Raw genomic sequence first — 14,694 nt, 5'->3', positions numbered from 1 at the left:
TAAATTGTTGATTAAAGTAAAGGTTTTCGTCGGCTCAAAGAAAACAGGAATCATAAAAAAGTCAGAGGATAGCTTGGAAGTTAGGGTAAAGGAAAAAGCCGAACGAGGTTTAGCCAACAAAGCGGTTGTGCCCGCTCTAATTTCGTATTTTAAAATGTCATCGGCTAAAATCAGGCTAATCAGTGGCGCAAAAAAAAGAAACAAAATTTTTGAAATAAGTTTTTAAACACTAACCAATGTTGGACAGCAAGAAACACCAGTGATACTCTTACATCAACTAATTACTCGTTCATTAAAATAAGGAAGCAAAATGCTGAGAGAGTTAATAGTTGATTTAAGTTCTCCCGTAATCATAAAGGGTTACATAAAAAACAGCCAGGTTAAGGATGGCCAAGAGGAGGAAGATCAGCCCCTAGAAATTCACTATATTCTTTTGCCTCGGGACAAACTAACAAATTCCACATTTCCGATCTGGATAGACGAGTCTGTGTATGTAGCCATTTCTTTGTTACTTGAGGGTGCTGCTACTTTAAGACCGCTAACGCACGATCTTTTTAAAAATACTCTTGTTGATTGGGGTATAAAGATAAACAAAGTCGTTATTACCAGAATTGACGAGGATGCAACATATTTTGCCGAGATTTACTGTCAACAAGGCGAGGAAGAGAAAATTATAGATAGTAGGCCCAGCGATGCGGTTGCCATGGCATTACATTTTAATTCACCGATTTTTATAGAAGATGAATTGCTCATGCAAATTTTAAGCAACGAGAATTCTACAAAAGTAACGGATTTTATAGAACAAAACAGACCAGGATTGTCAGAATAATCTGGAAAAATAGCTAAATTAAAAACCTGCTTTTGCAGGTTTTATTGTCCGGTAAATTTAGGTTTACGTTTTTCAAGAAAAGCTCTGATCCCTTCTTCGGCATCACGGCTTTGGAAAGATTCTAAAATTGCGTTTTTTTCACATAGCAGTCCTTCTTCAAGAGTTTTTCTACTGCCACGAATTATTGTTTGACACGCCGACGCAAAAGATTTAGGTGGTGTCATGCCTTTTACTTTCCAACCCAGCCATATTTTTAGTATTTCTTTGAGAGCCGCCAGTTTGTCGCTAAACATTTCGTTAAGCGGTCCGTTCTTTGATTGTTTGATTGGCTTGTAAGGTTGCGCAAACAGTAATTTTAAAAATCGCGGTTCTATTGTTGATAAAACGAAATCGACAAATGGAGGTTCGGCTTTTTCGAGTCTGCCGGAAAGTATTAGGTTAATAGCACGAACCCTTCCGGCGCGGCGAGGCAACCTTTGCGTGCCTCCTGCACCAGGCATAATACCCAAGGTTACTTCTGGCAAACCGATTTGGCTGTCTTTTGTGGCGACAATCCGGTCGCAAGCCAGAGCCAATTCGTAGCCGCCGCCCAAAGCACGCTGGCGAATGATCGCGACAACTAGAGCCGGAAAATCCTCAATGGTTTTAAGCAAATCGTTGAATTCGTTTACTGCTTTTTGTGCTTGCTCAACACTTTGCAGACACAAGGGAAACTCTTTGATGTTCGCACCGTTTACCGGTCCGTTGGCTCCAATAAAAACGGCTCGAATGTCTTTTTGGCTTCTTAACGATTCAAATGCTTCACGGAGTTGTTTTACGATTGATGACGACAAAAGGTTGCTTCGGCCATCGCCGAAGGTAATTTGCCAGTAGCCATCACCCAGGTTATCAAGCCTGACCCCTGATCTGTATTCGTAAAAACCGTTTCCGGTTTTCATTCCCAGTTTTTTTTCCGCTACCATTTTTGCAAGTAGCGGCGGAATAGACCAGTGTTTTTCCGGTTCTTGTTTTTGGAATGACTTTAATGCGTCTAAGCTGACATCATTGCCAACTAAATCGCTGAACATTACCGGCCCCATCCTGAATTTGAGTTCTTCTTTTTGTTCTTCAAGTTTATCGGTCGATAGCGACAGGAGCCGATCCAATTCCGAAGCTTTGACGGGCCAGTTTAAGCCCAATCGTAAAGCCTTGTCAATGGCATCCATGCTACAGCCGGTTTCTTTTGCGAGCTCTGAAACAGAATTAGCCATAGCCTTCATAATCCTTAATGACTTTTGATCTTTGAACCATTCCCCGCTTGTAAAAGCTCCGTCTATGTCTTGGGGAGTTGTGCTTTCAGACAAAACTTCAAAGGTGGTCATTAGCATGGGCAGTGCAACCCGATTTACGATAAAACCCGGAATATCTGGGGCGATAACGTGGGTTTTACCCAAGGCGGAAGCCAAGAAAATTGCCGAATCCGCTGTTACCTTGTTGGTGTATTTGGAAAAAACCAATTCAACCAAATGCATTTTTGGTACTGGGTTAAAAAAGTGCATCCCCAGAAATCTCTGTGGATTTTTTACGGCTTGAGCCAGAGTCTCAATTTTTATGGTTGAAGTGTTTGAAGCTATTGGAATACTGTCGTCGATTTTTTCGGTCACCGCTTCGTAGAGTTTCATTTTGGTTTCTGAATCTTCGAAAATTGCTTCTATGATAAAATCGGCCAAAGTTAGTGAGTCTAAATTGCTTGAATCAAAAAATTGGATACGGCTCAAAGCCGAGTTTACGGCTTCCTTGGAATAGTATAAGAGCCGGCTATCTGATCCTTTAGCCAAAAAAAGCGCAAGCCAGAGTCTTCTTTTAAAATCTTGAATCGTTTCCTGATACGCAATTTCAAACGGTCCGCTATTATTTTTATTTTTTGCCATTGACGAAAAAACATCATAAAGGTAAACATCAAAGCCGCTTTGCAGGGCGTTTTGGGCAATACCCAAACCCATAGTTCCAGCGCCAAAAACAGCTATTCTTTGAATATCTTTCATGGTTTTCTCCCGCTTATTTTAAAAGAACCCAAATAATTCATCTAAAAAATACGCCGAATTGCGAAACTTGTAAAGGCTAATAAAAAAATCGGGTTTTTATCCCGATTAGGTTTTGCGTTCTAAAAATAAAGCGGAAATGCCGGTCTGTTTTTCACTATAGCCGAAAATTAATCCATGAATTCTGGTGCCGGCACCTATCATGACAAAGGGATAGGTGAGAAATAAAACAAGAGCAAGAAGGTTCCAGGAACCCAGGAAGTTTTTGTAAGTCGGCACAGTCGTGTCAATAAGTGGGTTGAACCCCACAACCTCAATCCCGGAATTCCACATAAAGTGATTTCCACTCCATGCTTCGGCATGGCCGAGTAGTGGCGTCAGAAATGAAAAATTAATGTAATCAACATAAAGAGAACCGGAAATCGTCAAGAAAATCACAAGCGCCGTATAATATAGCGGTGTTTGGCGCATTGTCCACCATAGCCAAGTTTTTCCTCCAAACAATAATCCAGGAACAAATGGGCAATAGAGAATGAAGGCTAAAATCATTAAAAAGTTATTTTGCAAAAAAAATCCAGCAAACAAGAATATGAGTGAAGTTATGGTTGGGAAAATTGCCAGAGCCCTTAGACTATTTATGCGTCTTGCCAGGACTTCGACCAGTAAGCCGACAAGCGGCAGAAGAATTGGTATATCAAGTAGGAAGCTATGGCAAGTGCCGGGAGTATACGCTTGAGCGAGCCCTCGTATTACACCGCGTGTTGTTGCGTGCCGTTCAGCCGTAAGAACAATGCCGATACTGGCAAGAACCATCAATAACATAATAATCATATCAGTCCCTCCTCCCTCATCCATTCAATTGTTTCACGCAGGCCACCATCAAGTAGCGGGTCATTATATTGAAATCTAAATCCAAGGTTACGAATAGACTCAGAACTAACCAAAAAGTTATAACCACGTTCAAAGTAGCCCAAGAAATCGCGTTGAACTAATGGCGGGTGATTATATTTTCGTGCGATTCTTTCTGATTGCCATGCGAAAAACTTCATCAGCCACATCGGATAGCTAACCGGGAAAAGATCGACCCTGATTCCTACCCGTTCAAACTCCTTTTTTAGCCACAGCATCAAATCTTTAATGGTATAGCTGGAGCGGTCGCCAAGATTAAAGCATTTTCCAATTGTATCTTGGCGTTTAGCAAGGAAAAGCGCCGCCCTGCATACATCCGAGACATGTACCAAACTAATTCTATTTTTGCCACCGCACGGAAAACCCGGGAGCTGGTTTTTGGCCATCATGTCAATGATCACCATTGCTCCATAGTTACCACCCGGTCCGTAAATTGCCATCGGAAAAATTTCGGTTATAGGAAGATCTTCATATTCTTGGCAAATCATGTGTTGTAATGCCTTTGATTCTTCGTAGGCGTTTCGAGGACGCATTGGTGAGTTTTCTGAAAGAGGCTGATCAATGATTATATGTCCTTCGTTTACGTTCTTTGACTTGCGGAAACTTTCTCCATAAACGGATGCTGAAATCCAAGCCACAATATGTTGAACATCAGGATTGTATTTTCGCGTTGCTTCTAAGCAATTTCTCATGATAGCGTGATTGGTCTTTAGAATTTTTTCTCGCGGAACATCGTATCTAAAAATAGAAGCAACGAGGAATTCAACGTTTGGTCTATGTTTAGCAATCAACGAGGCCACATCTGAAAAATTTGCCAGATCGCACGGTTGATATTCCACATTATAAGGCAATGGTTTGGGTTTAGCATTTGGATGGTCTGTGGCTATGACCCCAAAGCCATTATCTATCAGCAGTTTTATCATATGCGGCCCCACAAATCCGTAGGCGCCGGTTACCAAAGCAGTTGGTTTTTTTGTTTCTGACATACTTTACCTACCTTTTTAATGTGCTATCAAGTTGTCATCATTCTTTACTATTATTGATATTTTGTAAACCCCGCCCGTCCTTTTCAAGGGCGGGGTCAAATTGTAACTTCCCCCTTGTTTTTTATATATGTTTAAAATAGACTGCGGTTAGAATTTGATCTTTAATAAAAAAGAGACAAAATGACCCATGAATCTATTGTTGTAACTAATCCTGCCACTGGCAAGGTATTTAGAGAAATTGTTTGTCATGATGAAACTATATTGGATTTTTTTGTGCGTGAAGGCAGAAAGGCTCAAATAAAATGGCAAAAAGTTTCCTTTTCCGATCGATTGAAACTTTTCAAGAAACTGAAACGCCATATTCAAAAAAAATATCATGAATTAGTCGAGCCGAATCAATCAGAAACGGGAAAAACTTGGCCGGATGCGATGGTTGACGTGATATCCGCTGTTGCCGAAATTCATGAGCTTGAGCGGAGGGGTGAAGCTTATGCCTGCGAGCATGTTTCTAATCACGTATTTTTATCAAATAAAAATGCGAAGGTCTTCTTTGAACCGCATCAGCTTGTGGGGGTAATTACTCCATGGAATTTGCCTTTGGCTATTCCGGCGGCAGATATTTTTCCGGCATTATTTCTTGGCAGCGCGGTTATCTGGAAGCCGTCTGAATATACGCCCTTGACGGCCTTAAAGCTGGAAGAAATTATGAAAAATGTCGGTTTTCCTGCGGGCTTGATGCAAGTGCTATTGGGTTACGGCGATATTGGAGCGAAACTTTGCCAAGTTGCGGATCACATTAGTTTTACCGGTTCATGTAAAACCGGCAAAAAAGTTGCTGAAATTTGCCAGTCTCGCGGCTTCATACCCAATTTAGAAATGGGCGGCAAGGCGCCGGCAATCGTCCTGCCCGATGCGGATTTACGGCGTACTGCCCAAGCACTGGTGTACGGTGCAATTGCAAATTCAGGTCAATATTGCAAATCGTTTGAAAGGATTTACGTTCACAAAGAAGTTTTACACGCCATTTTGTCTTATGTCATTCAGATTGTGCACTATGATCTTAAACCCGGCAGAGATTATGGTCCCATGATTACAAGAGCTCAATTTGATGTTGTGGAAAAACAAATTGAGGACGTCAAAAAAGCCGGAGCCCATGTTTGTTGGAGGAAAGAATTGCCAGATCGGTTGCGCGATGGTGGCAACTGGCTGACTCCGGCAATTTTATATCCCACGGATCATTCGATGTCTGTGATGAAAGAAGAGACCTTTGGTCCCGTAATGCCATTCATGGAATTTGATGACATCGGAGAAGCCATCTCTTTGGCCAATGATTCTCATTTGGGTTTGAATGCTTCCGTTTTTACCAAAAACAAGAAATTATTTTATGAAATAGCCGGATATATTCAGGCTGGCAATGTTGTCGGCAATGACGCGATGATAAACTGGTTTATAACTGACGCGCCGCAATGCGGTCGGAAGGGGAGTACGTCCCAATACGGCGGTTTGCCGCGGCACGGCCGAACCGGTATTCAGCGATTCGGAAAACCCAAGACTATTGTTTGGCACGACCACCCGTTTTTCCATTTGCCGTTTTTTAAGACAAAGGAACCGTGGTGGCTTCCGTATAACGGTTTGACCAACTTAGCATTGAGAGCATTCCTTCATGGGTTTTAACCTCCGCCCCATAACAGGCGGTTTTTTTTAATAAAAAAACCGCCTGTTATGGCGGCATTCAACTAGCTTATTTCATCAATTGCTTTTCTTAGAATTTTTACTGATGGTAGTGGGTCGTGGTAATAATCTTCTATGACAATCGGGCCAGAAAACCCGACTTCTTTTAGCGGTATCAAGATATTATTTTTAAGGTTAAGAGACCCATCACCAAGCGGCTTGTGGTCTTGATAAACCGGCTCTTTATACCCCGACGGGTAAATGGTGCTGGCAATGACGCGGATATCGTGCAGGTGCAATTGGGCGATCTTGTGTCCGTATTTCAAAATAAATCGCTTGGGATGTTCAAAGCCGTTCCTGATTACGTCATGTCCTACGTCAAAACAAATCCTGGCATCTATTTGTTTGGTAACAATATCGGCCATCATATCAAAGTCGCTGTGTTCCAGGTTTTCCAAACAAATGTTTTGAGCGGGGATTATTTTTTTTAATTCTTTCATTGTTTCCAAAACAGAGGGAACTACGATAGTGTCATTGACGTGATGCTGTGTCCACCAAACTAAGCCCTGTATAAATTTGCGCAGAGCATATTTTTTAAGAGGTGAATGGGGGAATATTTTATCAAGTTCTTGCCTTAAAACAGGATCAATGGCATGGGTATTCAAGTAGCGGAAAAATCTGTCTCCGCCAAGATGCAGGACATAATTAAGCGGTTGTAACGGTTCAAAAAGTTTTACCATTCTACCTATCGCCTGGACTGAAGCTTGTCTGATTTCCGGTATAAATGAATCAACTTGCAATCCGCCGAATTGCGATAAGTGTTCGCTGAAGGTTATGCCTTCATCTTTGAGCTGGCTCAAATAGGGTATTTTATTTTGCCACCACTGTGTAATCTCGGGTCTTAGGAAAACTATGTCGTCATCAAGTTCAAAATGTTCCGCGCCGGCATTCCTCAATTCTTCAATTTGGTTTTCAAGGTTAAACATTGAAAGCAATTTTTCCGGGGGCATTTGCGGACCGTGGTAAATGCCGCTTAAACATCGCCCGCCCAATTTGAGCAAGATATTGCCCATTCGCCGCCGCAGTAGCGGATGATGAAGGTGCGGGTCGGAAAAAAGCGTATCTTGCAAAATTTTGGGTATTAGCTTGAAGGTGTTTAAAAGAGTTCCCACGCGCATTTTATTTGCCATGACTATCTCCACTAAATATTTTAAAAGACCAAGTTATTTAAAGCATAGGCTTCATAGAAAAAAAATCAATCGTATCGTGTTAGTCGGATTAATTTGACGCATATTTTTTAGACTGCTATAATTCCAACTACATTTTTGTTCGTTAACAAAAGGAGTAGAAATGGAAAAAAATAAGGGCCTTTCGTGGCCTCGTTTATTTGGTGAAGGCGATCCATATGATTCTATAAAATGGGAAAAAAGAACGGCAGAAATTACTAATGAAAAAGGCAAGATCTTTTTTAGACAGGACGGTGTTGAAGTTCCAGATTTTTGGAGCCAGACCGCGACCAATATCGTGGCTTCAAAATATTTTCGCGGTAAACTAGAATCATCAGAAAGAGAAAATAGTGCCAGGCAGATGGTTAATCGCGTTGTAGATAGAATCACTGCTTGGGGCATATTGGACAGCTATTTCGCAACCGAACAAGATGCTGAAAATTTCAGGCAGGACCTAAAATTCTTGATGATAAATCAGTGGGCGGCGTTTAACAGCCCAGTCTGGTTCAATGTTGGAGTTTATGACAAACCGCAGTGTAGTGCCTGTTTTATTCTATCCATAGACGACAGTATGGAATCAATTTTTGAATGGTGCAGGCAGGAGGGCTGGATTTTTAAGGGTGGTTCTGGAAGTGGAGTAAATCTTTCACCACTAAGGTCTTCTCTGGAGCCATTATCTAGAGGTGGCAGATCTTCTGGTCCGGTTTCATTTATGAAAGGTGCTGACGGATTTGCCAACATGATACGTTCTGGCGGCACAACTAGACGCGCCGCCAAAATGGTAGTTTTAAATGTTGACCATCCCGATATCAAGCAGTTTATTTGTTGTAAAACAATAGCAGAAGATGAAGTGAGGGCTTTAGAGGCCAGCGGTTTTCAAAATTCAATTGACGGTGATCTTTTTAGTCCATATACCATGATACCTTATCAAAATGCTAATAACTCCGTGCGTGTAAGCAATGAATTTATGCGACGGGTTGATGCCGATGAAGATTGGGAACTCAAAGCGGTTACCACCGGAGAAACACTCAGGGTGGTAAAAGCAAGAGAGGTCATGAGGTGGATTGCGGATGCCGCCTGGCGTTCTGCTGATCCGGGTATGCAATTTGATACCATAATTAACGATTGGCATACTTGTCCGAAAACCGGCAGAATTAACGCTTCAAACCCATGCAGTGAGTATATGCATTTGGATGATAGCGCTTGTAACTTAGCTTCGCTTAACTTGGTTAAATTTCTGAATAATGACGGCAGTTTTGACATTGTTTCATTTAAAAAAGCCGTGGATACCATGATTCTTGCCCAAGAAATCATTGTCGGCAACTCTTCTTATCCAACACCAAAAATAACCGCCAATGCTCTTGCTTTCCGTGAACTTGGATTGGGCTATGCTAACCTCGGTAGTCTTTTAATGAATATGGGCTTGCCCTACGATTCTGATTTTGGCCGTGACGTGGCAGCCGCTATTACCTCTATTATGACCGGAGAGGCATACTGCATGTCTGCAAGAATTGCGGAAGTAACTGGCCCGTTTGCCGGATATGAGTTAAATCGTGAAGACATGTTGAAAGTTATAGAAAAGCACGGCATATTTGCCATAAAACTTCAAAACCAATTTGGTGAGCGGACGCATCTTATGCGCGAATCTGAATGTGTTTGGAAAGAAGCTTTTGGGCTAGGGCAAAAATTTGGCTATCGGAATTCTCAAGCTACAGTATTGGCTCCGACCGGTACTATTGCATTCCTGATGGATTGTGATACGACCGGAGTTGAACCGGAATTGGCTTTGGTTAAGTATAAGAAACTCGTGGGTGGTGGAACACTTAAGTTGATAAATAACCAAGTGCCGGCGGCTCTTAAAAAACTCGGTTACAATGAACAGCAAGTTTCTGACATCAAAAATTACATTTTGGAAAAGGAAACCATAGAAGGCGCGCCGTATCTAAAGGATGAACACCTGCCCGTTTTTGACTGTTCGTTCAAAGCACAAAACGGTGTTAGAAGTATCGGTTATGCGGGTCATATCAAAATGATGGGTGCCGTTCAGCCCTTTATTTCCGGTGCGATTTCTAAAACCGTCAATCTGCCCAGTGGTGCCACGGTGGAGAATATTCGCGATGTATTTATACAGTCGTGGAAACTTGGCCTGAAAGCAGTGGCCGTTTACCGCGATGGTTGTAAGAGCGTTCAGCCGTTGAATGTTTCAGACGAAGAAAAAACAAAAAAGACAGTAAATCCACAAACTGCTGACGGTAATCTCGTCCAGACAATCGGCAATTACACGAGAAGAAAGTTGCCTGACACAAGAGATGCGATAACCCATAAGTTTTCTCTCGGCGGCCATGAAGGATATTTGACCGTTGGTCTTTATCCCGATGGATCTCCTGGTGAAACATTTATTGTCATGGCAAAGGAAGGGAGCACGGTGTCTGGATTGGTTGATACCATTGCAACCCTTATTTCGGTAGCTCTGCAGTCGGGCGTGCCGCTAAAAGTTCTGGTTAAGAAGTTTAAAGACATGAGATTTGAGCCGGCGGGTATAACCGAAAATCAGGAAATACGTTTCGCAAGTTCAATTGTTGATTACATTTTTAAATGGCTTGGCAAGAAGTTTCTTTCAAAGGAAGACCAGGAAGAAATTTTTGGACCGCCACATGATAAAACACCTGTTAGCGTATCAGAAAAAAGCGGTATCAGTGGTGTCGATACCGATGCTCCGGTTTGTGGATGCGGTACTATCATGAAAAGAGCTGGCTCGTGTTACACATGTTCGAATTGTGCCACTTCAACCGGTTCATGTGATTAGGATTATTTAATTTTTTATTTTTTACCCACCAATTGGTGGGTTTTTAATTTGGGTTTGACCCCATTAGAAGTAGCCCTAGCGGGTTTGTATTCAATAACTATCAAATAACTTAAAAAGTTTGCTGAAAACAGTTTTAACTTATGTGTAAAGCTACGCAGTAGTTACTTCTAACGGGGTTTGAAAATAAAGAAGAATGAGTGATAGAATTGGAGTATGTCTTTGGAACAACCAAAATCAGAGATAAAGCCGGAAACGAAAATTGAAAGTGAAAAAAGACTGTCGTTTTTTGAACGGATTGGCAGGCCGGAGTTGAAAGAAAAGTTAACCCCCGAAACGCCATGGGCTTATTTTACAATGGAACTTTACGGAAGCGGTATAAGGGGCGGCGGAGGTTTGGGAATTCTAGCGGCGGACACACTTGAGGTAAAAAAGAAAGAGCAAGTTCCGGCTGTTTTTATTACCCCCTTTTATACCAAAGAAAGAGCGCAGGGATTTAAGAAATTTGAACAGAGAATCAAGCTAACGAACGTAAAACCGGAAAAACGCGGATTTAAGCCTACGGGTTGGTCAGTTACGGTAAGAGAGGTCGCGGGTGGAAGACCTGATTTTACGGAATTGGGCGTATACCAAAAACAAGAGGGTTGCGTTACATTACTCACAATCACGGAGAAAAACTTCGGTGCGCTTTATCAGGGTGAAAACAATAGCGATCACCGTCTTTATCAAGAAATATCATTGGGTTTTGGCGGTTGGCAGGCGATGAGGAAAATGGGAATGGAGCCAACGGTGCGGCAACTCAATGAGTCGGCTACGGTTTTTTCAGCTCTTGCGTGCCTTGATGAGAAGGTTCGTGTAGTTGGCGATTTTGAGCAGGCATTGCGAGCCGTAAAAGATGGCACAATTTATACTAACCATACTTTAGTACAGGCCGCTGAAGCTGAATTTACGCTTGATCAGTTTGATCGTTTTGTAATGCCAAATATACAAAGCGACACTGTTAAAAAGTGGCTTCGCGGATTATTTAGAGATGGTAGGGTCAAGTTAAGTACTCTTGCGATAGAACTTGCCGGCAAAAAGAATGGAGTCAGTTTGATTCACGCACGCGAAGCCGGCAAGACATACAAAGATATCCACGGCAATAATGTGGAATTTGAGGGTATTACTAATGGAATTGCGCTTGATCGCTGGGGAGATCGGGAACTTCTTGCATATTATCGAGAGCATGGCATTATTGACGAATTTGATCTTGTATTGGACGATTTTAAGGAAAAAATACAATCCATGGATGCTCAAAAATTGGAAGAAATAAAAGAACGCGATCGCACCATCGCGAGAGATGTTTTAAAAAAACACAAAAACCAATATGGTGAGCCCGTCGTGGTGCCGCAAGAGGCAAAAATATATGATTGGAAGCGAAGAATTGCGGAATACAAACGGCCAGGTATGGTTTTTGAACGTCCTGATGAACTTGCTGGTATTCTTGAAGAACGAGATGCCTATCTGGTAATGGCTGGAGAAGCGCATTCGGCCGACAAGCCGATGCAGGAGGAATTGAAAAGAATTTTTAAAGTTATTGATGCCAATCCGATTCTTAAAAAACGCGTGCACTTTGTTAAAAATTATAACGAGGTATTGGCAAAAGCTCTGGCGCAGGGAGCTGATGTCGCGCTCAATACGCCGCGTGTAAGAATTGAAGAAGGGGAGAGAAGGGGAGAACGTATTAGCACCGAAGCCTGCGGCACTTCATGGGAGAAGGATATTCTTGGCAATACAATCCTGATCTCTACTCCCGATGGAGGAGCGGCCGATCTGGAGGTGCTTGCCGAACAGGCCAAAACAGAAAAGGAGGAATCATTTTTAGAAATCAGCGGTCAAAATTTTAATGAAGAAGTCGAATCGCTTTATGGGCAAATGCGCCATGCCGCTGATCTACTGGACGATAAAGCTAAAAAAATCGAATACCTTAAACGCCAACTGGCGGCTTATCTGCCGATTATTTCCGGTGCTCGTATGGAAGTTGATTATTTAAATAGCGCCGCATAACGTCTATAAACTTGGTTTAATGTGATATAATAAAAAAATGATACTTTCATTTTTAACATATAAACCTGTATTGGTGGGATTACACCTTGCTTTTGCAATTGCCGGCATAGACGCTTTTTTGTGGTACTTAGGGGAGTTGGTCCAGCTCCAGTTTGGACAGTCCCAAACTGGAGCTGGACAAGCCGGCAAGTCGCAAAATCATGCCAGAATTAAATGGGCTTCCATAATCGGCGTAATCGGTTTTGCTTTAACCTGGCTACTCGGCGGTTATTACTATGTTGTTAATTACGGCAAGATGGTGAAGCCGGTAATTCTAAAGGGAACGGCGCCTTGGGCACATGCTATCGCGATGGAAGCCAAAGAGCATATTTTTTTGTTTATTTTGCCACTAGCAATAACGGCAATGATTTTGGCGTTTGTAGATAAAGAAGAATTTGAAAAATTCAAGCTACGCAAAACGGCTATGTTATTAGCCGGATTTATTGCTTTTCTGGGATTAGCCATCGGCGCGATGGGATTTATTATATCCGCCGCCGTTCGCTGGGGCTAGACACGACTTGCGATGTCCTCATATTGGGTTTTAATATTTGGACATCGCAAGTCGTTATATTATGAACAAGGTTAAACTAACTTATTCATCTTCAATAGCCGCCGCTCTTTCTATTGTTGTTATCACCGCAGTTACAATTTGGGGTGAGTTGTCGCCTTCGTTTAAGACTTGGCTTGCCGGTTTTACAGGCCACCACTGGCTGACCAAAAGTGCGCTGTCGTTAATAGTTTATTTCGGGGGATTGGCTATATTTTATTTATTGCCCAAGGGCGCAAACCCCAATACCATTCGTGGGGGACTGATATTTTTAATTATTACCGCGTTGGCCGGATTCTCGGTTGTGTTTTTATTTTTCATTTGGCATTATTTGTGGAGTTAAAAACAGTCTCAATGATATGGATATAATACAGCTTTTTATTTTAGGGATTCTGGAGGGATTTACGGAGTTTTTGCCGATCTCATCAACGGCCCATCTTATTTTAGCGTCCCGGTTGTTTCAATTGGGCGGATCGGAGTTTATGAAAAGTTTCACAATTGCTATTCAGCTGGGGGCGATATTGGCCGTTGTATTTCTTTACGCGTGGCGGTTGGTAATAAACCCGGGAATAGGCAAAAAAACATTAGTGGCCTTTTTGCCGACGGCCGTGGTAGGTTTTTTGCTGTATAAAACAATCAAAGGAGTTTTATTTGAAAGTTTGTTCGTAATTATTATTTCCTTGTTTGCGGGTGGTATTATTTTAATAATTTTTGAACTGTTGTTTAAAGAAAAAGAAACTTCAGCCGCTAGTATGAAAGACATTACTTATACCCAAGCATTCATGGTGGGTTGCGCGCAATCGTTGGCGGTTATACCCGGCGTATCGCGGGCGGCGGCAACTATAATAGGGGGGATGTTTGCCGGGATAAAACGCGTAGCTATAGTTGAATTTTCTTTTGTTTTGGCTGTTCCGACCATGGCCGCCGCAACTGGCTACGACCTTTTTAAGAATGCCGGCGGATTTTCAGCCAGCCAATTCCATTTGTTGGCGGCAGGGTTTGTTATTTCCTTTTTCGCCGCTTTACTAGGTGTAAAATTCCTGCTTAATTTGATACAGCGCCATTCATTTATCGGGTTCGGCATTTATCGTGTTATAGCGGCCTTAATATTTTTTCTTTTATTGTTTTATGAATAAATTTCAAAAAATTTGTTTATTTTTGCTTCGCATTTCAATGGGTTGGCTTATGTTTTACGCCGGGATCATAAAGGTTGTTGACCCGACATGGTCGGCGGCTGGCTATCTTGGCAATGCCAAAACTTTTACTGGGTTTTATAATTGGTTTTTACGACCCGATATTTTACCGTTTACTAATCTTGTGAACGAGTGGGGTCTTACGCTGTTGGGCCTAGCTCTTATTTTTGGAATCTTTGTTAGGTTGAGTTCGGTTCTGGGGGCAGTGCTTATGCTCCTATATTATTTTCCGATTTTGCAATTCCCGTACCCCAATGCCCATTCGTTCATAGTAGATGAGCATATAATTTATATTTCGGTGTTGCTATTTCTTGCTACAATCCGGGCGGGTCGTGTTTGGGGTCTGGAAAATTGGTGTTCAAGGTTGCCAATTTGTTCCAAATTTCCAAAATTACGTTTCTGGCTTGGCTAACTATTATGCCTA

13 protein-coding genes are annotated in these 14,694 nt (G+C 42.1%); 9 read left to right on the top strand and 4 right to left on the bottom strand.

Annotated elements, in window-relative coordinates; all coding sequences use genetic code 11:
* The first annotated feature begins 7 nt into the window (after positions 1 to 7).
* Both HYT61_03525 and HYT61_03520 read left to right on the top strand, forming a co-directional pair.
* On the top strand, positions 8 to 226 hold the full coding sequence (locus HYT61_03525; GenBank protein ID MBI2063275.1) for a DUF167 domain-containing protein: 219 nt from the start codon (positions 8 to 10) through the stop codon (positions 224 to 226).
* A gap of 84 nt (positions 227 to 310) precedes the next feature.
* Positions 311 to 829 (top strand): bifunctional nuclease family protein, encoded by a 519-nt coding sequence (locus HYT61_03520; protein MBI2063274.1) that lies wholly within the window; start codon positions 311 to 313, stop codon positions 827 to 829.
* A gap of 41 nt (positions 830 to 870) precedes the next feature.
* Here HYT61_03520 and HYT61_03515 read toward each other — a convergent pair whose 3' ends face one another.
* The 3 genes from HYT61_03515 to HYT61_03505 all read right to left on the bottom strand — a co-directional run bounded on the left by HYT61_03515 (position 871) and on the right by HYT61_03505 (position 4,745).
* Positions 871 to 2,853, bottom strand: a complete 1,983-nt coding sequence (locus HYT61_03515; protein MBI2063273.1) for an enoyl-CoA hydratase/isomerase family protein — start codon at positions 2,851 to 2,853, stop codon at positions 871 to 873.
* Between the two features lie 105 nt (positions 2,854 to 2,958).
* Positions 2,959 to 3,681, bottom strand: coding sequence for a hypothetical protein (locus HYT61_03510; GenBank protein MBI2063272.1), 723 nt, complete (start codon positions 3,679 to 3,681; stop codon positions 2,959 to 2,961).
* Entirely contained in the window at positions 3,678 to 4,745 is a 1,068-nt protein-coding gene (locus HYT61_03505; GenBank protein ID MBI2063271.1) for an NAD(P)-dependent oxidoreductase, read from the bottom strand. The genes HYT61_03510 and HYT61_03505 overlap by 4 nt, the downstream gene beginning before the upstream one ends.
* Positions 4,746 to 4,925: 180 nt before the next feature.
* Here HYT61_03505 and HYT61_03500 point away from each other — a divergent pair, with 180 nt between their 5' ends.
* Complete coding sequence (locus tag HYT61_03500; GenBank protein MBI2063270.1) at positions 4,926 to 6,419, top strand: aldehyde dehydrogenase family protein; 1,494 nt, start codon at positions 4,926 to 4,928, stop codon at positions 6,417 to 6,419.
* 62 nt (positions 6,420 to 6,481) lie between these two features.
* Here the strand turns inward: HYT61_03500 and HYT61_03495 are convergent, their stop codons facing one another.
* Positions 6,482 to 7,606 (bottom strand): sugar phosphate isomerase/epimerase, encoded by a 1,125-nt coding sequence (locus HYT61_03495; protein MBI2063269.1) that lies wholly within the window; start codon positions 7,604 to 7,606, stop codon positions 6,482 to 6,484.
* 160 nt (positions 7,607 to 7,766) lie between these two features.
* Between HYT61_03495 and HYT61_03490 the strand changes: the two genes are divergently transcribed.
* The 6 genes from HYT61_03490 to HYT61_03465 all read left to right on the top strand — a co-directional run bounded on the left by HYT61_03490 (position 7,767) and on the right by HYT61_03465 (position 14,682).
* Positions 7,767 to 10,448 carry a vitamin B12-dependent ribonucleotide reductase gene (locus HYT61_03490; protein ID MBI2063268.1) on the top strand — a complete coding sequence of 894 codons (2,682 nt, stop codon included), beginning with the start codon at positions 7,767 to 7,769 and terminating at the stop codon, positions 10,446 to 10,448.
* 213 nt (positions 10,449 to 10,661) lie between these two features.
* Positions 10,662 to 12,491, top strand: a complete 1,830-nt coding sequence (locus HYT61_03485) for a glycogen/starch/alpha-glucan phosphorylase (GenBank protein MBI2063267.1) — start codon at positions 10,662 to 10,664, stop codon at positions 12,489 to 12,491.
* Between the two features lie 37 nt (positions 12,492 to 12,528).
* A complete protein-coding gene (locus tag HYT61_03480; GenBank protein MBI2063266.1) occupies positions 12,529 to 13,041 on the top strand; it encodes a hypothetical protein in 513 nt (170 codons plus the stop codon).
* Positions 13,042 to 13,102: 61 nt separating this feature from the next.
* Positions 13,103 to 13,420, top strand: coding sequence for a hypothetical protein (locus HYT61_03475; GenBank protein MBI2063265.1), 318 nt, complete (start codon positions 13,103 to 13,105; stop codon positions 13,418 to 13,420).
* Between the two features lie 16 nt (positions 13,421 to 13,436).
* Positions 13,437 to 14,213, top strand: a complete 777-nt coding sequence (locus HYT61_03470) for an undecaprenyl-diphosphate phosphatase (GenBank protein ID MBI2063264.1) — start codon at positions 13,437 to 13,439, stop codon at positions 14,211 to 14,213.
* Positions 14,206 to 14,682 (top strand): DoxX family protein, encoded by a 477-nt coding sequence (locus HYT61_03465; GenBank protein ID MBI2063263.1) that lies wholly within the window; start codon positions 14,206 to 14,208, stop codon positions 14,680 to 14,682. The genes HYT61_03470 and HYT61_03465 overlap by 8 nt, the downstream gene beginning before the upstream one ends.
* Positions 14,683 to 14,694: the final 12 nt, after the last annotated feature.

Source organism: Candidatus Yanofskybacteria bacterium (genome assembly GCA_016181175.1).
In the GTDB taxonomy this organism is placed as follows: Bacteria; Patescibacteriota; Minisyncoccia; order 2-02-FULL-40-12; family IGHO2-01-FULL-4-A; genus 2-01-FULL-44-17.
This window is presented reverse-complemented; position numbering and strand designations above follow the sequence as displayed.